General features: G+C 69.2%; 15 protein-coding genes. 11 read left to right on the top strand and 4 right to left on the bottom strand.

Annotation, left to right across the window (positions count from 1 at the left end; genetic code table 11):
* From ACLJTM_RS32085 to ACLJTM_RS32075, 3 genes are read left to right on the top strand one after another with little or no spacing between them, the layout of a single operon-like run.
* Complete coding sequence (locus ACLJTM_RS32085) at positions 1–2,544, top strand: ATP-binding protein (RefSeq protein ID WP_411107317.1); 2,544 nt, start codon at positions 1–3, stop codon at positions 2,542–2,544.
* Positions 2,541–4,955 carry a hypothetical protein gene (locus tag ACLJTM_RS32080; protein WP_411107316.1) on the top strand — a complete coding sequence of 805 codons (2,415 nt, stop codon included), beginning with the start codon at positions 2,541–2,543 and terminating at the stop codon, positions 4,953–4,955. The genes ACLJTM_RS32085 and ACLJTM_RS32080 overlap by 4 nt, the downstream gene beginning before the upstream one ends.
* Positions 4,952–6,112 carry a C40 family peptidase gene (locus ACLJTM_RS32075; protein ID WP_411107315.1) on the top strand — a complete coding sequence of 387 codons (1,161 nt, stop codon included), beginning with the start codon at positions 4,952–4,954 and terminating at the stop codon, positions 6,110–6,112. The genes ACLJTM_RS32080 and ACLJTM_RS32075 overlap by 4 nt, the downstream gene beginning before the upstream one ends.
* A gap of 185 nt (positions 6,113–6,297) precedes the next feature.
* On the opposite strand, the gene ACLJTM_RS32070 is transcribed toward ACLJTM_RS32075, so the two are convergent.
* Entirely contained in the window at positions 6,298–9,810 is a 3,513-nt protein-coding gene (locus ACLJTM_RS32070) for a DEAD/DEAH box helicase (protein ID WP_411107314.1), read from the bottom strand.
* The gene (locus tag ACLJTM_RS32065; RefSeq protein ID WP_411107313.1) at positions 9,795–10,685 is read right to left on the bottom strand and encodes a hypothetical protein; all 891 of its coding nucleotides are present in this window, start codon (positions 10,683–10,685) and stop codon (positions 9,795–9,797) included. Before ACLJTM_RS32065 ends, ACLJTM_RS32070 begins: the two co-directional genes overlap by 16 nt.
* A gap of 287 nt (positions 10,686–10,972) precedes the next feature.
* Here ACLJTM_RS32065 and ACLJTM_RS32060 point away from each other — a divergent pair, with 287 nt between their 5' ends.
* Genes ACLJTM_RS32060 through ACLJTM_RS32050 form a run of 3 tightly spaced genes read left to right on the top strand, consistent with a single transcriptional unit; the run spans position 10,973 to position 14,554 of the window.
* Positions 10,973–11,434 carry a hypothetical protein gene (locus ACLJTM_RS32060; protein WP_411107312.1) on the top strand — a complete coding sequence of 154 codons (462 nt, stop codon included), beginning with the start codon at positions 10,973–10,975 and terminating at the stop codon, positions 11,432–11,434.
* Entirely contained in the window at positions 11,431–13,605 is a 2,175-nt protein-coding gene (locus ACLJTM_RS32055; protein WP_411107311.1) for an ATP/GTP-binding protein, read from the top strand. The genes ACLJTM_RS32060 and ACLJTM_RS32055 overlap by 4 nt, the downstream gene beginning before the upstream one ends.
* Positions 13,606–13,618: 13 nt before the next feature.
* Positions 13,619–14,554 (top strand): replication-relaxation family protein, encoded by a 936-nt coding sequence (locus tag ACLJTM_RS32050; RefSeq protein WP_411107310.1) that lies wholly within the window; start codon positions 13,619–13,621, stop codon positions 14,552–14,554.
* A 610-nt stretch (positions 14,555–15,164) separates the two neighbouring features.
* On the opposite strand, the gene ACLJTM_RS32045 is transcribed toward ACLJTM_RS32050, so the two are convergent.
* The gene (locus tag ACLJTM_RS32045; RefSeq protein WP_411107309.1) at positions 15,165–15,614 is read right to left on the bottom strand and encodes a hypothetical protein; all 450 of its coding nucleotides are present in this window, start codon (positions 15,612–15,614) and stop codon (positions 15,165–15,167) included.
* On the bottom strand, positions 15,614–16,174 hold the full coding sequence (locus tag ACLJTM_RS32040) for a hypothetical protein (RefSeq protein ID WP_411107308.1): 561 nt from the start codon (positions 16,172–16,174) through the stop codon (positions 15,614–15,616). Before ACLJTM_RS32040 ends, ACLJTM_RS32045 begins: the two co-directional genes overlap by 1 nt.
* Positions 16,175–17,518: 1,344 nt before the next feature.
* Here ACLJTM_RS32040 and ACLJTM_RS32035 point away from each other — a divergent pair.
* The 5 genes from ACLJTM_RS32035 to ACLJTM_RS32015 all read left to right on the top strand — a co-directional run bounded on the left by ACLJTM_RS32035 (position 17,519) and on the right by ACLJTM_RS32015 (position 22,142).
* Positions 17,519–18,052: a hypothetical protein gene (locus ACLJTM_RS32035; RefSeq protein WP_411107307.1), complete on the top strand. Its 534-nt coding sequence runs from the start codon at positions 17,519–17,521 to the stop codon at positions 18,050–18,052.
* Positions 18,053–18,348: 296 nt separating this feature from the next.
* Positions 18,349–18,924 carry an ATP/GTP-binding protein gene (locus ACLJTM_RS32030; RefSeq protein ID WP_411107306.1) on the top strand — a complete coding sequence of 192 codons (576 nt, stop codon included), beginning with the start codon at positions 18,349–18,351 and terminating at the stop codon, positions 18,922–18,924.
* A 38-nt stretch (positions 18,925–18,962) separates the two neighbouring features.
* On the top strand, positions 18,963–19,655 hold the full coding sequence (locus ACLJTM_RS32025; RefSeq protein WP_411107305.1) for an SAF domain-containing protein: 693 nt from the start codon (positions 18,963–18,965) through the stop codon (positions 19,653–19,655).
* A complete protein-coding gene (locus ACLJTM_RS32020) occupies positions 19,652–20,584 on the top strand; it encodes a hypothetical protein (RefSeq protein ID WP_411107304.1) in 933 nt (310 codons plus the stop codon). Before ACLJTM_RS32025 ends, ACLJTM_RS32020 begins: the two co-directional genes overlap by 4 nt.
* On the top strand, positions 20,577–22,142 hold the full coding sequence (locus ACLJTM_RS32015; protein ID WP_411107303.1) for a CpaF family protein: 1,566 nt from the start codon (positions 20,577–20,579) through the stop codon (positions 22,140–22,142). Before ACLJTM_RS32020 ends, ACLJTM_RS32015 begins: the two co-directional genes overlap by 8 nt.
* Positions 22,143–22,267: the final 125 nt, after the last annotated feature.

The raw sequence follows: 22,267 nt of genomic DNA, 5'->3' as shown, positions 1-22,267 counted from the left end.
ATGCGCCTGCCGATCCGGCACGTTCAGAACAACCTGATCTTCACCACCCACGGCACGGTATGGGCCGTCTGGCGCGTCGCCGCGACCAACTACTCGCACGCCCCCGCCGCCGTGAAGCGCCGCCGCCTCAAGGCACTGGAGGGCCTGTTCAAGGCGATGACTGGCGAGCCGATGCTCATGAGCCTGTGCCCGCAGATCGACCCCACCGCCGTGGTGCGCGCCATGGTCGACGACATCGACCTGAAGCGCGCGCCCCGCTACGAGAGCCTCGGGCACGCGGTCCTGGACCAGCTGGAGGACATGGAGCTGACCGGGCGCACCGACTGGCTCGCCCTCCCGCTGCCCCCGCTGAACCAGAAGGACGCGCTGCTCTCGGCCTTCCGGGCGGCAAAGGCGGAAGTCTCGCTGCAGCTCGGCCTGATGCCCGCCGTCGTCACCGACGCGGAGGTCCGCCGTCGCATGGAGCAGGCGCAGCGGATCCAGGCCCAGTGGCCCACGGGTGTCTCGATGCGGCCCGCGTCCGAGGCGGAGATCCTGTGGATCTACGGCCACAGTGCGCGCCGCGGACTGGCGGAACCCTTCCTGCCCGACGGCACGGAGACCCCGGTCCGCGGCCGCGGCCGCAACGTCGCGGCCCTGGGGGAGATCCTCGTCGCCGAGGGCGGCGCCGACTTCAGCACCGGCCCCGTCCTGCCGGCCAACCCCTTCACCCGGCGGTTCCTCCAGGTCGCCTCCGAGTGGGGTGACTCCTACCAGGCCCTTCTGGCTCTCTCGGAGATGCCCGAGGCCTTCGCCCTGCCCGGGGCGGCCTATCTTCAGCAGCTCGACGACCTGGCCTACCCCGTCGACTGGACCGCGCGCCTGGTCATCGTCCCCGGCTCGAAGGCCGAGCCGAAGGTCCGCAAGCGTGCCCGGCACCTCAAGGCGCAGGCGGCCGAGTACGAAGGCGACCCGGCCGGCCCGCCGGCGGCCGTCGCGCGCAACCAGATGGACAACGAGGAGTACCACGAGCGGCTCACCGCCAACCGGCGCGAGGTCGAGATCCGCGCGATGGTCACTCTCGCCGTGTGGGGCACCAGCCCCGACGACGCCATGGATCGCGCCGCCGCCCTCGCGAGCGACTTCGGGTCCACCGACTACACCTTCTCCCGCCCCGTCGGCGAGCAGGCCAGCCTGTGGCAGGCGATGCTGCCCGGCTGCCGCACGCCGCGGGTCATGGCCAGCTACGCCCAGGTCCTCCTCGCGCGGGACTTCGCGATGGCCATGCCCTGGTGCGGCTCCCAGCTCGGCGACGAACGCGGCGGCCTCTACGGCCTCCAGGTCGCCTCCGGCGGCGCCCGCCCCGTCCTCATCGACCCCGCGCGCGGCCCCCGCGAGAACGCGAGCGCGTCCATGGCCTGGCTCGGCGAGCTCGGCGCCGGCAAGTCCGTCGGCATGAAGGGCGCCGTCTACAACGTCCTCGCTCGCGGGCACCAGCTCGGCCGCCCCGGCTCACGCGGCCGGGCCGTCATCGTCGACCGCACCACCGACCAGGAATGGGCCCGTTTCGCGAAGGCCTGCCCTGGCACCACCCAGCTGATCCGCATCGACCACACCGCTGAGGTCTCCCTGGACCCCCTGCGCCTCTACAAGGAGAACAGCCCCGAGGTCGCGGCCCGCTTCACCGAGTCCTTCCTCACCCTCCTCCTCGGCGTGCGGCCGATGGACCTCGAAGGTGTCGCCCTGTCGGAGGCCGTGCAGGACGTCCTGGCTCGCCCCGAGCCGACCATGCGCGCTCTCATGGATGAGCTCACCGCGCGCGGCGCCGATGACGCGGCCGCCCACGGCCTGGCCCGCAAGCTCGCCTCCGTCGCGAGGAAGGACCTCGCCCGGGTGGTGTTCGACGAGACTCTCCCGGTCGTCGACACCCAGCGCGCTGACAGCGTCGTCTTTCTCGTCAGCGCGCTGCAGCTGCCGAAGAAGTCCGAACTCGCCTCAGAGCACCGGATCCAGCGCCTGGAGTTCGAGAAGGTCTTGGGCCGGGCCCTGATGTACCTGATCGCCGCCGTCTCCCGGGAAACGGCGATGCGCAGCCGGGACGAGTTCGCGGTCACCGTCTTCGACGAGTGCTGGTGGCTCACCTCCAGCGACGAGGGCCTGGAGCTCCTCCTGGAGCTGCTGCGCGACGGCCGCAAGCGCAACGCCGCCGCCTACGTCGGCAGCCACGACGCCAACGACATCGGCCCATCCGACAGCGAAAAGGGCGTCATCGCCCGCGGCCTCATCCCGCACCGCTTCGTCTTCCGGCAGACCAGCCACACCCTGGCCGCCCGCTCCCTGGAATTCCTCGGCGTGGACGCCACCGACACCGACCTCCTAGACCTGGTGACCGGCAGCCTCTCGCCGCTGGGCCTGCCCAAGGACCAGCGCCGGGCCCGCGCGGGGGAGTGCCTCTACCGCGACCTGGCCGGCCGCATCGGCCTCATGCGCGTCCTCATCCCCCGCGACCGAGCGATCGAGCGCGTCATCCACACCACCCCGACCACCGAGCAGGCAGCGGCATGAGGACCCTTCACACACCCTGGAAGCGGCCGCGCCTGCTCGGCACAGCCCGCCTACGCCTCGCCCTCCTCGTGGCCGCGATCGCCGCCACCGCCTTCACCATGCTCACCTCGCTGCCGGCCCTCGCCGAGCCGAGCCCGTCCGCGACCCCGGCTCCCACCAGCCCTCCGCCGACGACCAACCCCCTTGGACCGCCCACACCCGGAACGCGCACGCCTACCCCGGAGGAGCTCGCCGAGATCGAGAAGATCATCGCCGACCTCAACAAGCGGTTCACCGACAACATGCAGGAGGCCTCCCTCAAGGCCGAAGAGGAGCGGCTGCGCAAGTTGCTGCCCGACGAGGGCGGCGTCCTCGCGGTCTTCAACGTGACGGACGAACGGAACCTGCCGATCTCGGCCTACACCGTCAAGAGCGACACCGGCGGCCTGACCGACTGGGACCTCGGCATCATGAACCTCCTCGTCGAGCTGTGCTTCATGGCCGTCAAGTGGGTCATCGCGTTCTGCTGCTGGCTCATCGTCTGGGCGCTGGGCTTCGGTCTCGCCAAACTGCTCCTGACGCCGGTCCTCTCCGTCGCCAACAGCCTGCACATCCAGGTCATCGTGCAGATGGGGCTGCCTGGCCTCTTCCTGTCGGTGTGTGCCCTGATCGCCGTCATCCGGATCTTCTTCGGGGACCGAGCCAAAGGGGCAGGCGACGCAGCCCTGTCCATCCTGCTCGCCGCGCTCACCGCCACGCTGCTGTCCTCACCCCCGCAACTCCTGCTGGGGGAACAGGACGGCGCCATCGCCGCGGCGCGCGGCCTGGCCCTCGAAGTCGCCGACATCATCCTCGACGCCAACCCCGGCCCGAAGGAGAAGGCCCCCGACGACGAGGACTCCGCCAGCACCCGGGCCCTCTCCCGCCCGCTGGCCAACGCACTGACCGACGCCTTCGTCGTCAAACCCGCCATGCTGCTCCAGTACGGCCACGTCTTCGAAGGCGACTGCGCCAAGAAGTACTCCGACACGAAAATCACGCAGCTCGCCTACGAACGCGCGATGAACCAGCAGATGGAGCGGTTGAAGAAGTTCAACAGCTACCGAGCCTGGATCGACCCCACCGGCGCCCAGATCTCCGACTGGACTCTGCCGATCGTCCAGCGGTGGGCGATCGACCACTTCGGCAACCCGCCGATGGAGCAGTTCGAGAAGGACTGCGTCAAGGGCGACGTGCAGGCCGCCAAGCGTGCGTCGATGGACAAGGTCGGCGGCGCGATCTTCCTCCTCGTTGCCGCCCTGATCGTCACCGTCCTGATCGTCGGCCTGACCGGCAGCTTCCTCGTCGCGCAATGCCGCATCGCCTGGGACGCCGTACGGGCCGAACCCGCTCTCGTGGCCGGCCTGCTGCCCGGCGCCGGCCGCGGCTACCTGTGGGACTGGGCGGCATCCGTCCTGCACTCCCTCGGGCAGCTCCTCGCTTCCATCATCGGCCTGGCCGCCCTCATCCTCATCGTCCAGGCCGTCCTGGACCCCGTGCAGCAGGACTGGGGCAACGAACTCACGCTGCGGTTCCTTGCCGTGGACATCGTGTGCATCGGGGCGATCAAGAAGCGCAAGGCCCTCACGGTCAAGTCCAAGCAGGCCGCAGCCAAGTGGCGCGACAAGATGTCCTCCGCCCGAATCGGCGGCACCAACGGCTCCGCGCTCGCTCCGTCGTCCACCCCGGTGGCGAAGAACCAGTCGATCGCCCGCAAGGTCACCCGCGGCGCGGTCCGCACCGCGATGGTCGGCGTTGCCGTCGCCTCCGGCAATCCGATCGCCGCCCTCGGCTACGCCACGAGCTCCAGTGTCAGCACCGTCGCGCTGATGAACCGCATCCAATCCGGAGGCAACGGCGGCGGCCGCCGCCCGGCCCGGCCAGCGGGCCAGCCCCAGCCCCAGCCCCAGCCCCAGCCCCAGCCCCAGCCCGGTAACGCCGGCACTTCGGGCCAGACACCTCCCGTCCCGCCGCAGAACCCGGCCACGCAGCCGCCCAACCCTCCCGGCACCCCGGCGAACCAGTTGCCTGGCGGCCCGGCGCACAACCTGGCTACCAGCAGCCAGGCGGTGACCGTCCCGAACCAGACCCCGGGAGGCCCGGCTGCCAACCTGGCCAACGGCAACAGCCAGGCGACCACGACGCCGAATCAGCAGCCCAACCCGCAGACCGCGCAGGCGACGCGCCACCAACCCCGCCACCAGGTCCCGAACCAGCCGGCGGCCTCGCCGCGACAGCAGCAGCTCCGCCAGCGCCTGGACCGCGGCACCCCCCGGCAGCCAAGCCCGCGCCGCGCCCCGACCGCGACGCCGCGGCGGCCCAGCGACGCATCCCTGAACCGCAACGAGGAGCGGGAGCTGAACCTCCGCCGCCGCCGGCAGCGCCGCTCATGAAGAAGGAGTTCAAGGGGTGGCTGGCCGGCCTCGCAGGCCTGCTCGGTCTCGCGCTCGTCCTGCTCGCCGCAATCGGAGCCCATGTGGCCGGGCTCGGCCAAAACGAGGCCGAGGCCGCCGCAGCCAGCTGCCCCGCCGGCGGCCAGCCCGGCCTCGACCCGGACACCGCCGAGATAGCCGGCAAGGTCAAGGAGATGCTCGCCGGAAGCCGCGACGTGAACGTCCCCGGCCTGTCCGAGCCTAGGAAACAGATCCCCAACGCCAAGGTCATCGTCGCGACCGGCATCCAGAAGCGGGTGCCGGCCCGCGGCCAGGTCGTCGCCCTCGCTACCGCCCTCCAGGAATCCACCTTGATCAACCTCGACCACGGCGACCGCGACTCCCTCGGCCTGTTCCAACAACGGCCCTCCCAGGGCTGGGGCACCCGCGAGCAGATCATGGACCCCGTCTATTCCTCCGGAAAGTTCTACGACGGGCTGGTGAAGATAGAGGACTGGGAGCAGATGCCCGTCACCGTGGCCGCGCAGAAGGTCCAACGGTCCGGCTTCCCTGACGCGTATGCCAAGCACGAGCCGCTCGCGACCGCCCTCCAGCAGGCCATCGCTCCCACGCTCGGCGCCGCTCCCGTCGGCCCGATGCCGGGACAGCCCGGCCTTGGCGGCTTCGGCCCGGGCGGGTGCGCCGGACAGGGTGGCGGCAACGTGGACTTCGGGAACATCCCGCCCGGCTCTCTGCCGGAGGGCTACCAGATCCCGGCCAGCGCGCCGATGCAGGTGCAGACCGCGATCCGCTGGGCGCTCGGTCAGCTCGGCACCATGTACCAGTGGGGCGGCAGCTGCACCAACCCCCACGGCCCCAACGCCTCCGAGCGGTGCGACTGCTCCTCCCTGACCCAGCGCGCGTACGGAGTAGCCGGCAAGGAGATCACCCGCACCACTTACACCCAGATACACGATGGGAGAGGCGTCCCCGCGACCGCCATTGCTCCAGGCGATCTCATCTTCGTCCGCGGAACAGCGTCCGCGCCCGAACATGTGGCCATGTCCATCGGGTACGGATACGCGGTGCACGCCCCCAGGACCGGCAGGCCGGTCATGGTGTCGAAGGACGGCGAGCTGGGCGGTCCAGTTCTCGTTGTCCGGCGCATCTTCGGCTGAGTCCTCCGAGCCAGCAGGCAGGTGCGTGCGGTGTCCCCTACCCGCGCGCTGGTGCGAGGCTTGCGAACGGGTTAGAGCCCGGCTTCCACCCACCCTGGCGGGTTGGGTCGCCGCTGGCCTCGGTGACGGCCCTCGCCTTGATCTGACCCGCACCCGCCCAACACCGGCTAGCCAATCACGGCACCCTACAAACTGACCGGGGCCAAGGTGGTAACCAGCTGCCCGGCCTCAAGGTGGTGAGTGAGGTCGAGACCGCTGTCGATCACGGTGAGGACGGCGTGGTGCCAGGCGGCGGGGACGGCGGCAATCTCGTTGCCGTCGCGGTTGACGCTGATGGTCGTCGGCTTCTTGCCTGGGCGGGTCAGGGTGACCCGCCCATCCCCGGTGCACGAGCCTACCCGTGCAAGAGGGATCGTCACGGGACGGCCTTGCAGGAGTTGGTTGAGCGGGTTGGCTGGTTTACTCACATAGTCGAGGAGGTCCTCGACCTCGTACGCGTTGGCCTTGTACGAGGTGGTCCAGCCGTCGATCTGCTGATCGGCGACCCAAGTGCGGAGCTGACCGGAACCAATGCCAGCCTCGGCTGCGGCGCGGCCGATCTGGTGGGCCAGGCGGCGGGAGGTGATGCCGGACGTCAGTAGTGTGATGGCCTGCTCGGTGTCGACGCCGTGCCGGATGTACCAGGCCGTCTGTGCGAACAGGCGGGGCGCGGTGGGTGTCAGCAGGGGGTGGGTGTTGACGAGGTTGACTAGGGCTCCGGCTGTCCAGCTGATCGCGTGTTCGAATGCCTGCTTGATGCTCTGGACGGTCAGCTCCAGCATCTGGGGATGGGGCGGCATGCTGTCGGGCATCCAGGTACGGGCCAATTCCGGGATGGAGGTGCCGGAGATCCAGTCCCGGACCGCGTTGTCGATCGGCACGTCGAATGTGAGGCTCTTGCTCTGCTCGTTGGTGAGCTTCCAGCTCCCGCGGGCCTCGGGCGTCAGCAGAAGGTCCTTGAAGGCGCCCTGCTCGGCAAGGAAGTCCAAGGTCTGCTCCAGCGGCCACTCGGGCGGCCCGAAGAAGACGCTGATCTCGTCAGGGGTGTCCTCGGGGACGGCGTAGGCAACAAGTTGTTCTGCGAGATGCTGAGCGAGTTGGTCGAGGAAGCGGGCGGATCCGATGCTGGTTCCGGTGCTGGCCCACCGGCGCGCCGAAACGGGGTCGGTGGCGTCGTAGACCGCGGTGACCTTCTCCGCGAGCGCCATCCAGCGGGCCGGGACCGAAGGGTCATCGGCCTGATCCATCGCGAGCAGCGACCGTACCGAGTCCAACCGGTCGCCGGGCGCGTGGAGGGTCTCGGCGTGGGTCTGCAGGACGAGCCACACGAACGCGGCGAAGTCGGCCGCTACCGCTATCACGCCGAATAGGCCGTCGAGCGAGTGCTGCAGCTGCAGCTCAGCATGGGCCAGTGACGCGAGGGCGTCGTCGCTAAGCAGTTCGGAGGTGACGGTGAGCCGCTCGCTGTCGGGGGTGAGCGTCTCGAACTCCGCGGCCTGGGGCGGGTAGGGGCGGGTGAGGATGACCCACCCCTCGCTCTCCCGCCCGGCCCGGCCGGCCCGGCCGATGGCGTTGAGTAGCTTCGCGGGACTGAGGCCTTGCTGCTGCCCCCGTGTGGGATCACCCTCGACCGTGTGATTAATGATGACGGTGCGCACCGGAAGGTTGACGCCGTCGGTGAGGGTTGTGGTGCTGGCGATGGCCAGCAGGTCTCCGTCTCGAAGTCCTTGTTCGACGGCGTGGAGGACGTCATCGGGAAGGTCGGCGTGGTGGAAGGCGACGCCGTGGCGGGTGCAGTCGACCAGGGGGTGCTGCTCACCGAGGGTCTCGGCCAGAAACTCGGCGAGCGCCGCCGCCTCGGGGCGGACGGCCAGGTGCTCGGCCATGGCACGTGCGGCGTTCCTGGCGATGACTTTGCTGGCGACGACCATCAGGACGCTGCCGGCCCGGGTCAGCGAGGCGGCGCCGGCGGCGAACACCTTGTAGTCCGCGATACCGCCGTTGAGCTTGGTGGAAGCCTTCCACTGCCAGGAGTTGGGGGAGGCGTACGCCCTGGTACCCACGCTGGGGATGGTCAGACCGAAGGTGCCGCTGGTGGCAGTCGGCCGGACGTCGAGCCGGGGGGCCACCGGCACAGTGGCCCGGGTGGTGGAGGGCTGCTTCTTGCTCGGCTTGCGCGGGGTGAGCTCGGCTTGGTCCTTGAGCAGCTGCGGATACATGAGGCCGTGAAGCCGCCGCGGGCCGCGCCAGTCGTCGGTGAAGAACACTTCCTCCGCCGGCCGCGTCGGGTCCAGCCACGAAGCCAGAGCAGCCCGGTTGCCGACAGCGGCGGACAGCAGTACCAGGCGTGTTTCGGAGCGGGTCCGCAGAAGAGCGAGCAGGCTCTCCAGTACGAAACCGCGCCGGCCCTGCGCCAGGTGGTGGGCCTCGTCGACGACGATGAGGCTAACATCGTCCAGCGCTGCGCCCGGATTGTTGCGGATCATGTGCATGAGCCGCTCCGGGGTCACGATGTCGACGTCCCCGACGAGGGAGCCGCTACCGTCGGCGAGTGGGAAGTCCGGCTGCTCGGCGACCAGCTTGCGTTCCAGCAGCCGCAGCCGGCCTCGCAGCGCGGCCCGCATCTCCCGGCCTAGGCTGCGCATCGGCGACACGTAGACGACGCGGCCGGGCTTCTGTGCCAGGTGGGAACAGATCACCAGCTGGGCCATCAGCGTCTTGCCCGCGCTGGTGGGCACGCTGATCAGGCTGCGGCCGGTGGCGGGGTCTGCCGGGTTGCCCCGCTCCAGGTTCAGCAACTGGCGCTGTGGGCTCCATAGGGTCATCACCGGCGGATCGGAGTTCGCGAAGGTCCGGGCGACGGCATCCGGAGTTCCCTCCGGGAGCAGCGTATACAAGCTGCTTGCGGCCATTTCGCCGCTCAAGCCCAGGAGGTGGGCCGCTACCCACCGGGCGGGCGGGTCACTGCGGCCAGCCCGGCCGTCGAGCACACTGCGCAGCAGGTCCTGTGCATTCTGCAGGTGGGCCGGATCGCCGAACGAGAGGAACAGGCGCAGGAGGTGGACGGCTTCGACGACGGCTTCGGCAGGGCCGTACATCGTTCCCGCGAGCGGATCGCCGTCCATCAGCTCCCGGAGCTCCGCGAACTGCCGACGCCAGGCGGACAGGACCCGGTTTAGGTCGGGCCGGTCGAATGCCAGGAACACGACGCCGGCCTCCAGGGCCAGGGTGTCGATGTGCGCTGGGAGCGAGGAAGTGAAGTTCACCAGGTTCTTGACCTGGCGGTAGACGGCGGTGGCGTTGGGCTCTTGCTCGCACCGGCGGTACCCGGCCTGGGCGGCGAAGGCGATCCGCAGCCGTTCGCTCGGGGAGTGTCGCTCGTCGGACAGAGCCAGGTCCATCACATGCGCGCTGACCGCGAGGGCTTGCCGGGTCCGCATCGGGTCGAAGCCGGGAGTCTCAGGCTCGACCGCGGCCAGTCCGTGCAAGAGCCACGCCGTCGTTAGTACCTCGTCCGGAATCCCCTGGGTTCTACCGAAGGCGGCGATCTCCAGTTGGGTGATGGCCGCCAGCAGTTCTTGCGCCGAAGGCAAGACCCCGCCGGGGCGATATTCGCCGAGGGCAGTCGCGAGCACAGCCGGATCTAGAGTGCGGTCCACACGTACTTCCTCACCTGGTGGGCGAAGCCCTCCAGATCGTCGATCGCCACCACCAGGCCCTGCAGCGCGCCGGGGTGCTTGTGGGTAGTGAAGTGCTCGTGCGCGAGGTGGAAGGCCTTCGTCGGGGTAGCCGTGGCGTTCAGTGCGACGCTGACGCCGGCGCCGGCCGACTCCTCCTCATCGACCCACTGCTCGGCCAGACTGCCTACGAACTCCCGGGTGTCGTCAGCCAGCATTTTGTCGCCCCAAGAGAGCATTCCCAGGTAGATTCCCGCTTTGGTGTTTAGCTGCGTCCACCCATTTCGGATCGCTCCATCAGGCTGATTCGCTTCCCCGGTGTACTTCTTCATCTCCCACAGGCGGAAGGAGAAGCCCCGGGCCGAACCGCCTTCCCGGTAGACGATCAGTCCGTCGCCGCCTCCGTCGTTCACGGCGGCCTTCGGCGGTCCGAGGATCTCCACCGGGCGCGCCGGATCCTGGGGTAGGTCGCGGGTAAGGAGATACCAGAGCCACTCGCCCACGTACCCCGCCAACCCATGGTTGCCCTCCTTCTTCGCGGCCGCCGCTTCGAAGACGGGCTTCACGAAGTACTCCACCAGGACATGGTCTTTCCCGGTCAGCTTCGCCCCGTTCAAGGTGGCATCGCGCCACCTTTCGTAGCTCCGTGGGCGCCCGTCGGTGCGTTCCCGCATGATCTCGTCGGCGATGATCCACGCGGCGGCTGCCCGGTCCTCGGGGCTGGTGCTGAGGGTCACGACGAGCTCCCAGCGGCACGTCTGGTCGTCTCCTCGGGGATCCCGTCGTATCAGGTCGACCACCCGCCCGCCGACGGCCGTCGCATGGGCCAGCGCCTGCGCGGGCGAAACGTCTGCCACCCGAACCCCCTGCTTGTCCCAGACCACCCGCGTACCGGTTGGGTGCAGGGGACCGAGGCAGCCCTCGGCAAGGTCACCCTATCGAGCGGCCCGTGCCGGCCCTGATGCCAATGACGCCTTCCCACACGCAAGCACCCCTCAATCGTCAAGGGCTGGCAAAGGATTCGGGCGGGCTGTCTGGATCGGCCTCAAATCCTTACTTGGTCCAGGTGAAGGGCTTCTTCCCACCCCCCTGGAGGAACCGTGCAACACACCGTCCCGCCCCATCTGACCCCCGGCTGGCCGACATGAACCTCCCGGACCTGCCGGTCGACGAACTCCTAGGCCAGCTCCAGGCCGTCCTGAGCGCGGCCGCACCGTGCCTCGTCGCGCTCGGCGTGCTCGGGGCGGCGGTGTGGGTGTGGTGGACGATCCGGCGTGCGGCGCTCGTCCGGGAGGCGCTCGCCGACCGGGTCCAGGTCGAGGTGATCTCGACCGCCACGTTCGACCCAGGTGAAGGGGAAGTGGGGCGCTGGGCACGCCAGCTCGGGCGCGTGCACTACGCCGCCGACGGGGTCCCGGCCCGCGGATCGGCGGTGCGCCTGCGGTACACCGCCGTGGAGGGGAAGATGCGCTGCTTCATCGAAGGACCGGCCGCCGCGGCCGCGGTCCTGAACATGCCCGGCTTCGCCGAGGTCGAGGTCCGCACCCAGCACGGCCAGGCCGACATCCGCCCTGTCCGCTTCAACGGCCCGGGAGGTACGCCGTGAGCGCCGTCATCTCCCTCGCCAAGCCCGCGGAGGCGACCACCGCCCAGGCGAGCGCGTGCCGGTACGTGCAGCGTGCCGAGCTCGCTCTTGGCCTGCCCGACTACAAGGCCCTGGCCTCCCTGGGCCTGAGCCCTGACCCTCTCCAGCAGCTGGCCGCAGCCATGGCCTCCGTGCGCACCGAGGACGGGGAGAAGGCGGAGGCGGTCTTCGACCTGGTTCCGGTCTCCGAGCAGCGCCTGGCCAGGCGCCGGCGCCGTCTGATGGCCCGGGCTGCCCGCCGGGGCCCGTCCGCGTACGGCGAGCGGCTCACTGGCGGTCTCGCCGGGGGCGGATTCTGGGGATCGGCCACCGCGGCCTGGTCCGGTGGCGCCGGAGCCCCCAATCGCTCCGAGCGGATCCCGCGGCAGACCGACCTGCGCGACGGCGTTGGCAAGCTCGAACCGAGCGCGGGCGCCGTGTTCGCGGTGCAGATCCTGCTTCGCACCGAGGCCGCGCACCCGCAGTTGGCCCTGGCTCGGATGCATCAGCTGATCGCCGCCCTGTCGATGACCTCGGGGGAGAACTACCTCAAGGCCCACCGGCCCCGCCGCTGGTCGATCGGCCGGTTCGAGCGCCGGTTCGCCTCCGGCGAGTTCGCCCCGCGCCGCCGGCAGTGGCTGACGGTGCCCGAGCTCGCGGGATGGCTCAAGCCGCCGACGGTGAAGTGCACCGCCTCCAGCGTGGTGCGCTCCGGCGGCCTGATTCCGCCGGCCCCGGCCGACCTTCCCGTCTATACCGGTCAGCGCGACCTGATCCCGCTCGGCGCCGTCATCTACCCCGACGGCCGCGAGCGGATCGCCGCTGCCCGGGTGCAAGACCTCCTCTTCGGCCTCCAGCTCGGCAAGGCCGGCCACGGCAAGACCGAGGAAGCCCTGGTCCAGTGCATCGCGATGGCGCACTCCGGCTACGGCTGCTGGTTCCTCGACCCGCACGGTGAGGGCTGGATGAGGGCGAAGCCGTACCTGGCGCACCCGAACATCACCGACCGGCTCTGGGAGATCAACCTCGCCAAGGCCGACCCGGACCAGCCCGTGGTCTCCTGGAACCCCCTCTCGATGGAGGGCCGCACTCTCTCCGACGTCCAGGACATCGTCCGCTCCGTCACCGAAGGCATCGCCGCAGCCCAGGACTGGGGCGACAACGCCCCCCGCGCCCGCACGATCCTGGCACGCGCATCCCAGGCTTTGGCCCTGCTCAACCTCCAGGCCGTCCAGGCCGGCCACCCCGAGGCGCAGTGCACCCTCTTCCATCTGCGCACCTGGCTCACCGACGAGGACTGGCGCGAGGGGCTCCTGCCCAAGCTGTCGGACCGCGTCCGCGCGTACTGGGAGACGACGTTCCCCAAGCTCGGCCCAGACGCGGTGCCGACCGTCACGTACGCCATCGACCGCCTCGACACCTCGCAGTCCCTCCAGGGCTTCTTCGGCAGTCCCCGCTCCGCGTACGACGTCCGGCACGCCATGGACACCGGCAAGGTCGTCTTCGTCTGCCCGTCCGGCAGCGAGAGCGACGCCCTGGTCAGTTGCCTCCTCATCCACGACCTGCACCGTGCTGGCCTCTCCCGGCAGGACACCCCGCGCGAGAAGCGGGCCACGTTCTGGGCCTGGGGAGACGAACTCACCGCGCTCGACAGCAGCAGCAAGGGCTTCCTCGCCGCTATCGCCGAGCAGCTCAGGAAGTACGAGGTCCGCTTCATCGGCATGACCCAGATGGCGCTCCGGCTCTCCGCCATCACCCGCCAAGCCCTCCTGCAAAACCAGTCCTGGCTGTCGACGTGCGCCGCTGACTACGACGAGGCCGCCTTCGTCGCGAAGCGCTGGAACGGATATGTCTCCCCCGAGACGATCACCGAACTCCCGAAGTACCACTACGTGATGTCCGTGAACCTCAACGGCACCCGGACCACGCCCTTCCGGGTCCGCGGCCTACCCGTGGACGAGATCTTCGCCCACTACGACAACCCGGCCGGCATCCCCGCCCTCGACCAGGCCATCGATAACAACCTCAACCGCCGCCCGCTGGGCGACATCCTCGCCGAACTGGAAGAGCTCGACGCCGTCGTCCTCGCCCACCACACCGGCCGGCGCCCCGGCGGCTTCAGCGCCGGCGACCCCACCAGCGTCATCGACTAGAAGGGAACCACCCATGCCCTACCCGCACTCCGCCCCCACCGGCCTGGGCCAGGTCGCCCAGCAGGCCGCCCAAGTCCTCTACCAGCACCGCCTGGTCTCAACCAGACAGCTGCACCGGCTTGTCACCCCCCACCACACCCGCTCCGAGTTCCTGCGCCGCCAGCTCCACACCCTCCGCCAGGCCGGCTTCGCCGAAGCCGTCGGCCGCCGCAGCACCGGTCAAACCGAACTGCTGTGGTGGCTGACCGAGAAAGGCGCCCAGGCCGTCGAAGCCGTCGGCTTGCTCCAGCCCCGCGCCTACCGCATGAGCCCGGAGGCCGCGCTCGGCCCGCTCCAGGAACACACCCTCGCCGTCGTCGAATCCGGAGCCGCCTTCGTCGAGCACGCACGCCGCCTCGGCCACGAGTGCGGCCCCCTGGACTGGTCACCCGAGATCGCCCACTACTACCGCGACGAATCCCGCCCGGGGGAGGAGCTCTGCCTCGTCCCCGACGCCGTCCTCAGCTACGTCCACACCGAGGCCAAGCAGCGCACCCTGCTCACGTACTTCGTCGAGGTCGACCGCACCCAGATGACCATCGCCCGCCTCGCCCAGAAACTGCACGCCTACGCCGCCTACCGCGAATACGCGCCCCAGATCGCCAAGGGCACCCGTAGCCCCCGGCGCCAGGCCCCGATGCCTGCCTGGCGCTACCGATACCCGGCCTTCCCCCGACTCCTGCTCGTGCTGACCGGAGCCTCCGAGGAGCGTCTCGCTCGCCGGATCGCCGACCTCCGCAGTCTCGCCGCCAGTGACCCCGCGCTCGCCTCCACCGCGCTGCGCGCCGGCGTCACCACCCTCGACCAGCTCCGGACCCACGGCCCATTCGAACCCGTCTTCACACCCGTCCTCGGCCCAGCGGAGCCCGTGGATGCCTGGATCCGCGGCTCCGTCGCCGTAGCAGCCTGAAACGCGCACGAGGGGTGCGCGGCCTACGCCGGTTGTCTCTGCTGAAGGAAAGCACGACTGGCCGCTCTTACCCATCGGGCCGGGAGGCGGCCAGGGCCTGCGGAGCGTAGCGATCACCAAAGTATGCGCCACACGAATACTCGGCACCGCATATATCCCATCGGGGGGATGCTGAGGCGCTGCCACGGTCCTCAAACCCGCCCGTTTTCACGGCGCTTGAGACCGGCTCTCCCTGCCGACGGTCGTCACCCAGCGAAGAGGTGTCGACTCGACCAGCGAGGCAAAGTATGCGTCTGGCGAATATTTCCAGCACCCGACAGCGACCCAAGCATTCGCAGGAGGCATACTTGCCCGCTCGGTCGGAGGCTCGGCCTGCCATCCACGTTGTATGCCTGAGACGAATACTTGGGTCATTGGCGGGACGCGAAGACCCGGCAGCCGACTCGGAAGCCCAAGTATTCGCCTCACGCATCCTTAGGCGCCGGGCTCAGGCAGCGGCGAGCGCAAGGGAGAGCAGGCCAAAGAGGATGCACGAGGGTAATACTGCGCCCGGCATATATGCCCTGTGGGGGCATGTATGCCGGGCAGCGAAGCGGTGCTGGAGCTGGTGTCAGCTGGCCTTGCGGAGCCTGGGCATCGGATAGACGACAGCCAACGGCTGGCCGCCATCTCCGTCGGGTCCGTCGTCCTGGCCGCCGTCAGCAGGCTCATGGAACCTGAGGTCCCAGCCCTCTTCGAGCGCCTGGAGGGCGGCACTCTTCATCGCGGCTTGGCTTTCGAAGACTCCGAAGAGGGGGTGCACTTCGATGCGACCCCTACTGCGGCTGCGCACGATGCCCTTCGTCCGCAGCTCGGCCTCGGCTCGGCTGATCTTCGGCTGGCCGATCTTCAGGATCTCGGCGAGCTCCTCCTGCTTGATGCTCACCTTGCCACCCTGCCCAAGGACCTGGCGCGAGAAGAGAACGTCGAAGACTTCCCGAGCCAGGCGGCTCAGCTTCGCCTCCGGAAGATGCCCGAAGGCCTCCTGGTTGACGAAGAAGCCCGTGCTGGTGCCGTCCATCACTTCGTCTCCTCTCCGCCTGTGCCTGTGCCTGTGCCTGTGCCTGTGCCTGTGCCTGGAACCATGATGATGTGCTGCATGAGCGTCTTGACACCGATGCGCTGCAGTGCGGCTCTCTGCTTGTCGCTTCCCCAGCGAAACGCGTAGAGCGGGTTGACCTGGTAGAAGCTCCGTTTTCCGTCGAGCCAGATGAAGTGTGTCTTCTTCAGATGGGTCAGGCTCTTGGAGACGTTGGGCTGGGAGACCTCGAAGAGCTCGGCCAACTCGGGCTGCCCAGCCAGGATGTGGCCGTCCTCGTCGATGTTCGCGCTGAAGTGGTCCAAGACCGCGCGCGTCAACCAGGTGAAGTGGTAGCGCCACAGGTTCTCATGCAGGTACCGGTCTAGAGAGACGTGTTGGCCGGTGAGGAAGACGTAGCTCCTCTTGGCCTCGTTCAGGAAGACCTGCACATCGACCTGGGATTCAGGGCCGGCCAACCGCTCAGCAAGAGACTTTGTGAGGCTCTTGATCTCCTGCTCGGAGACGGGTTGCGAGGTAGGCCGACGGGCAGACTGAGCCACGCCACGGACCTCCCTTCGACTCGACTCCCTGAGGGTTGCAAACCGTAGCATCCCCACAGGGGGCATATATGGAAGGGGCGGCTCGCTGGCGCGTCAGATCGCTGCCCAGCAGCTGCGAAGTATTCGTCCCTTTTCATACTTGGGCCTCTCCGAGCTGCCTGAAGTATGCACAGGGACGAATACTCTGGCGGCGTTTCCGCAGGTCAGAGCCTCAGTCTCTTCTTCCCCCCACAGACAACTACCTAGCTTCGCCGCACCGCGCTCGACGTCCGCTGCACTCGTCCCGTATGCAAGCACCAACGCCTCTGAAGAGGTGTCACGAACCCTGCAGGCGGTCGGTGGCTGCTGTCCGCGGGGTCCCGGCCCCGCACGCCGGCCGGGGCTACGCCCCCCGGCGGGCGTGCGCTGCTCGCCCTGTTGTTCCGCGCCGGGGCGCGGAACAACAGCGCTCCCAGGTGCCACCTGAGCCCGGCACTAATCAGTGCTCGCCGTGTCGGCTGGGGAGGACGAGCTACCAGTTAGCGTGGCTGGGCTCCGGAGGTGGCTGATGCCCACATTGCGGCCGGGTACCGCACCCCGGGTTTCGTGGTGGCTAGCTTTCTGTGGCTGATGTTCGATCGGGGCAGTTGTGAAGGTCCGGATGGGCAACGAGCGCCGAAAAGGCCGTGCGCTGGGGGTTCATGTGGAGCCTCGCTCTTCACCAGGTCATGGACCAGTTCGATGATGCTCGCCGAGCCCCTTAGCCTGTCCGAGCGTTCGTACGGGGCACGGACCATCCAGGCACTGTCCTGCACGTACGACGCACTGGAGGGCCCCCTAACGGCGTGGACAATTGAGGCTCCGCAGAGGCAAGGCCGCACCACCGCTGGTGGGGGCAGGCAGCGGGACCGCTGCCCAGCTTAGCCCTTGAGGGTTGCGGCGTTTTTCGGTCATCCGGACTACATATCGAGCCAACCCGCGTTGCAAATCTGAGGTGCAGATGAATCGACTTTCTGGGTTGCCTGGAAGGGGTGAGGCGCAGTGTTCCAGTTGTTGGCGTCTCGCCCGTCGTACTGAATTCTGAGAAGGTACAGCGAGGGTGCGAAAACGCCCGGTTTGCACCGACCGTGTGGCCGTGAACTGCACTAACGGCTTTCGATGTTGGCCGCCTTTGCGTAACGTATGGGAACAGTCCGGTCGCTTGTGATGGTTGTGGTTCACGCCACATGAAAACAGGCCGCAAGGGTCTGCACCGGGCGGGATGGCTTTCTGGTCTACGGGGAGGCAGCGGTACCCATGGCACGAATCAATCAGCTCGGCTGGAACAGCAGCCGGGCAGTACCTGCTTTTCTTCTGACTGTCTGCGTGACCCTCACTGCGGCCTGCACCTCGTCGAGTGGCTCGGACAACGAGAAGGAGAAGGCCGCTACGCCGCCGATCACCGCCGTGCCGAGCAAGTCCGCCACGCTCGACCCGACCGAGCAGGCGAAGGCTGACGCGCTGACCGCCTACAAGGCGTACTGGACGGAGCTGCCCAAGGCCTATGCGGTTACGGCGATCGAGGGCACAGACCTCAAGAAGTACGCCGCCGCCGATGCTCTCAACAAGGCCATGGAGGAGATCGCCAATCTGAAGACGAACGGCCGGGTCATGACCGGCGAGCCGGTCGCCTCCAACTCCACCGTGACCGGGGCGGAGCTGGAGAAGAAGACCCCCAACGTCTCCGTCTCGGCCTGTCTGGACGTTTCCAATTGGAAGATCACAGATAAGAAGACCGGGCAGCCAGTACCCGTTGCCTCCAGCCCCGTCAGTAAGTACGTCATCACGAGCTTGATGGAGCGCTGGGAGGGTTCGTGGATGGTCCTCAAGTACGAGCTCCACGCGGACCAGCCGTGCTGAGCCGCCGGTACGTCGCTCTCGCGCTCCCCCTCGCCGTGTCACTGGCTCTCCCTGTCACAGCTGAAGCAGAAGAGAAGCCGGGGTGCGAGACCGACTTCGTCTGTCCGATCGTCGTGGTCCCCGGAGGCCCCGGTGGAGGCACCGGCGGAGGAACTGGAGGCGGTGGAGGGGGCGGTGAAGGGGGAGATACCGGTGGTGGCAACAGCCGCTACACCTGCACCTACACCCTGGAGGACCCTCAGCCGGGGGACGACAGCGCGCTGTGGGGGCCTAGCGGCCGTAAGCCCGGTGTCTCCATGTACATCGAGGACTGCCTCGACAACGAGACCGGCATGCACGACATCAAGAACATCTTCACCGACGCCCCGCCTGGCGGCGGCGGTCCGGTGATTGATCCCGCGGTCGTGGCGCGGCAGGCGGTGGACAAGATGCGTCTCCGCCCCCCGGCGATCGGAATTACGCCGAAGCCGGGCGGCAAGGGGGTGGTCGGCATGCCCGTCTACATGTGGACCGAGACCGGCCCCGAGACATACGGGCCGAACGTCGCATCGGCGTCAGTCGGACCGGTTTCGGTGACGGCCACCGCCCGGGTGTCGAAGATCGTGTGGAACATGGGCGACGGGAAGACCGTCACCTGCACGACTGCCGGCACGCCCTACAAGGCGGAGTACGGCAAGTCGCCGTCCCCGGACTGCGGCCACCGCTACGACAGGCCCTCCTCGACCACCGGCTCCGGCACCTACAAGGTCACTGCGACGTCCACCTGGTCCATCGACTGGCAGGTCACCGGCGGCGCCCAGGGCGGCCAGCTGACCGAGGTCCGCACCAGCTCAGTGGACATCAATGTCGCCGAGGTCCAGGTCCTCAACTAGCACGCGCACGCTGTACTTTCCCGAGAGGCAAAACCCGAATGGAATCCCCCGCCGCCCCGCCGCTGCCGCGTCCGACCGGCCCGCGCACCGATCTCCCCATCACCACCGCGGCCCCCGTGAAGAAGCAGCGCCGGTACGCCGCGGCTGCCCTGAGCACGGTTCTGGCCGTAGCGGCCGCCCTCGGCGCGGCCGCCGCCGTGACCGCTGTGGGGGACCGTACGAAGGTCCTGGCCATCGCGAACGACGTCCCCGCCGGGCAGCCGCTCACCGACGAGGACATCGTCGTCGCGGAGGTGTCTGCCGACGGGGCCCTGACCCCGATGCCCGCCACCGACCGCGCGAGCGTCGTAGGCAAGCGCCCCGCCGTCGACCTGCGCAAGGGCAGCCTGCTCGTCGCTGGCCAGCTCCAGCCCGGCACCGGCCTGGGTGACGACAAGCAGCAGGTCGGCGTGCAAGTCAAGCGGGGCCAGGCCCCTGCCGGCTCCCTCGTGCCCGGCGACAAGGTCCTCGCCGTCACCGTCCCTGCCCAGGGTGAGCAGCCCACCGGCAAGGATGGCGCCGAGGCTCCGCCCACGTCGGTCAAGGCGGTCGTGGTCTCCGTCAGCCGGCCCGATGCGTCCGGCGCCGTGGTCGTCAACCTGGCTGTCGCGTCCTCGGATGGGCCCCTGCTGGCCACCCGTGCCTCCTCCGGCCGGATCGCCCTGGTCCGCGACGTCCGGAGCGGATCGTGACCGTCACCGCGCTGGTCAGCGCGAAGTCGTCCGGTGTGACCACCAGCGCCCTGGCCATGACCCTGTCCTCCACGCGCCCCTCGTTGCTGGCTGAGTGCGACCCCGCCGGAGGCACCCTGCGTGCAGGCTTCTTCCAGGCCCAGATCACGGCCGGGACAGGCCTCTACCACCTCGCCGTGGCCGAGCGCGCCGGCGAGGACGCCCTCGCGCGAGCCTTCGCCGACCACCTCGTCCGCCTCGACGCCTCCGGAAACCGCCAGGTCCTCCCTGGCCTGACCGACCCCGCCCAGGCACCCGCCCTCGAACGGAGCTGGCCTGCACTGGCCCAGGTCATGCGGGTCCTGTCCGACGAAGGCGGCTACGACGTCGTCATCGACGCCGGCCGCCTGGCCCTGGAGTCCGGCCGCCTCCACTCCACCCTCACGCCCGCACCGCTCCTCCACGGTGCGGACCTGGTGCTGCTCGTCGTACGGGCCACCGACCAGTCCCTCGCATTGGCCCGGCACATGACCGAACCGCTGCGCAACGAGCTCACCGACCGCGGCACCGGCCCGGACGCCCTAGGCGTCCTCCTCATCGAGAACGGGCCCCGCCGCGCCCACGAGGTGTCCGATGCGCTGCGTCTGCCGGTGATGGCCGCGCTGCCCTGGGAGCCGGACACCGCCGCCTACCTTGCCGGCACCGCCAGCGCCCCGCGAAAGCTGAACAAGTCCGCGCTCCTGGGCGCCGCCCGCACCGCGCTTGGCCACCTCCAGGCGGCCGCCTCCCGGCGAGCCCTGCACCAGCAGTACCCGCCGATTCCTTCAGCGCCAACTCCTGCAGCGCTGGCCGCCCAGCCGGCGGTGGCCGCCCTCCCGGCACAGGCCACTCCTCAGGTTGCCGGGGTTCTTGAGCGCCTGGGCCAGGGACGGGTGGACCCCCGTGGCTGATACCCAGCAGCGCCCTGACGGCCCGACCGCGCACGGCCCCGCCGACATCGCCGGCCTGCTCACCGGCCGTATCGGCACGACCCGCATCCCCCAGCCCGCGACGGCACCAGCCCCGGCCCCCGCCCTGCCGGCTCCCGCCCGCCCGGCGGCGGCCGCCAGTCCGGGCGCGGTCCCGAAGCTGGCCGGGCTGCCCGGACAACTTCCGGTCGCCTGGGAGGTGATCGAGGCGCTCCAGGCCGAGGTGTCCGCCGAGCTGTCCGCGCACGACCCCAGCCGCCTGCTGGAAGAGGACGACAGGAGGGCCCAGGCCCGCTCCATGGTGACGAAGGCCGTCGCCAAGTGGTCCACGAAGTACTCCCATGGCAAGCCCGCACTCTCGCCGGCCGAGGAACACGCCATCGGGGCGGCGGTGTTCGACGCCATGTTCCGCGGCGGCCGCCTCCAGGGCCTGCTCGACGAGGAAGGCGTCGAGGACGTCATGGTCGACGGCCTCCGCGCGCACATCGAGTACTACGACCGGCCCCGCCGCAGCATCGACCGGGTCGCTGACTCACACGCCGAGCTGATCACCTGGGTCAATCGGATGGCTGGCCTGTCCGGACACGGTGAGCGCGCCCTGACCCAGGCCACCCCGAACGTCGGCTTCCGCATGCCCGACGGGTCCCGCGTTACCGCGAGCCTGCTCACCACACGGCCTTCGGTGGTCATCCGAAAGCACCGCATCCGCCAGCACGGCATCGACGAGCTCGTCCAGTGGGGCTCCATCAACCCACTGCTGCGAGCCTTCCTCCTGGCCTGCGTCCAGGCGAAGCTCAACATCCTGGTCGTCGGCGATATGGGCGCCGGCAAGACCTCACTGCTGCGCGCCCTCGGCCGGGAGATCCCGCCCGGCGAGCGGATCGCGACCCTGGAGTCCGACCGCGAGCTCTACCTCGACGAGCCCGGGCCGCCGGACAAGCCCGGCCCGCTCACGTTCGCGTTTGAGGCCCGCCAGTCCAATGGCGAAGTTCGCGCGGGCAGCGCCTCGGGCGAGGTCACCATCGGCGACATGTTCCCCACGGCCCTGCGCTACAACGTCAACCGGGTGATCGTCGGCGAGGTCCGCTCCACCGAGGTCCTCCCCATGCTTCAGGCCATGTCCGCGGGCGGCTCCGGTTCGATGTGCACCCTGCACGTCCGGCGCCCGCACGCGATCATTTCCCGCCTCGTGCAGCTGTGCACCGAGGCCGGCATGCAGACGGAGGCCGCCAACCATTTGATCGCCTCCGCGATCGACGTGGTCGTCTACCTCACCTACCTCGATGAGACCGCGATCGGCGGCCGCAAGCACCGCTTTGTCTCCCACATCTACGAGGTCCACGACGTCGTCGGCGAGGGCGGCCGCCCCACCACCAGCGAACTCTTCGCCCCCCACGGCGACGAACCGCGCGCCGTGTACCGCAACATGCCGTCGTACATAGACGTCCTGGAGCGCACCGGCACCTTCGACCGCCACTGGCTGACCCAGAACCCCGAAGGCGCCTGGGGGCCGCCCATGAAGTTGGTGAAGCGGCGATGACCAACCTGCAGAACAGGAAGCCCTGTGACCCGCGACATCGCCTACATCGCCGCCACCCTCACGGGAGCGGCCGTGGTCCTCGTCGGGTTGCTCGTGTGGCGGTTGCACAGCTGATGACCGAACCA

It is taken from the genome of Streptomyces sp. cmx-4-9 (assembly GCF_046548835.1).
GTDB lineage: Bacteria > Actinomycetota > Actinomycetes > Streptomycetales > Streptomycetaceae > Streptomyces.
This window is presented reverse-complemented; position numbering and strand designations above follow the sequence as displayed.

Excerpts from the sequence above, each read along its gene's own strand:
- ACLJTM_RS32030 (WP_411107306.1), top strand. The coding sequence starts at position 18,349 with ATGTACATCGAGGACTGCCTCGACAACGAGACCGGCATGCACGACATC.
- ACLJTM_RS32045 (WP_411107309.1), bottom strand. The coding sequence starts at position 15,614 with ATGGACGGCACCAGCACGGGCTTCTTCGTCAACCAGGAGGCCTTCGGG.
- ACLJTM_RS32075 (WP_411107315.1), top strand. The coding sequence starts at position 4,952 with ATGAAGAAGGAGTTCAAGGGGTGGCTGGCCGGCCTCGCAGGCCTGCTC.
- ACLJTM_RS32025 (WP_411107305.1), top strand. The coding sequence starts at position 18,963 with ATGGAATCCCCCGCCGCCCCGCCGCTGCCGCGTCCGACCGGCCCGCGC.
- ACLJTM_RS32080 (WP_411107316.1), top strand. The coding sequence starts at position 2,541 with ATGAGGACCCTTCACACACCCTGGAAGCGGCCGCGCCTGCTCGGCACA.
- ACLJTM_RS32060 (WP_411107312.1), top strand. The coding sequence starts at position 10,973 with ATGAACCTCCCGGACCTGCCGGTCGACGAACTCCTAGGCCAGCTCCAG.
- ACLJTM_RS32085 (WP_411107317.1), top strand. The coding sequence starts at position 1 with ATGCGCCTGCCGATCCGGCACGTTCAGAACAACCTGATCTTCACCACC.
- ACLJTM_RS32050 (WP_411107310.1), top strand. The coding sequence starts at position 13,619 with ATGCCCTACCCGCACTCCGCCCCCACCGGCCTGGGCCAGGTCGCCCAG.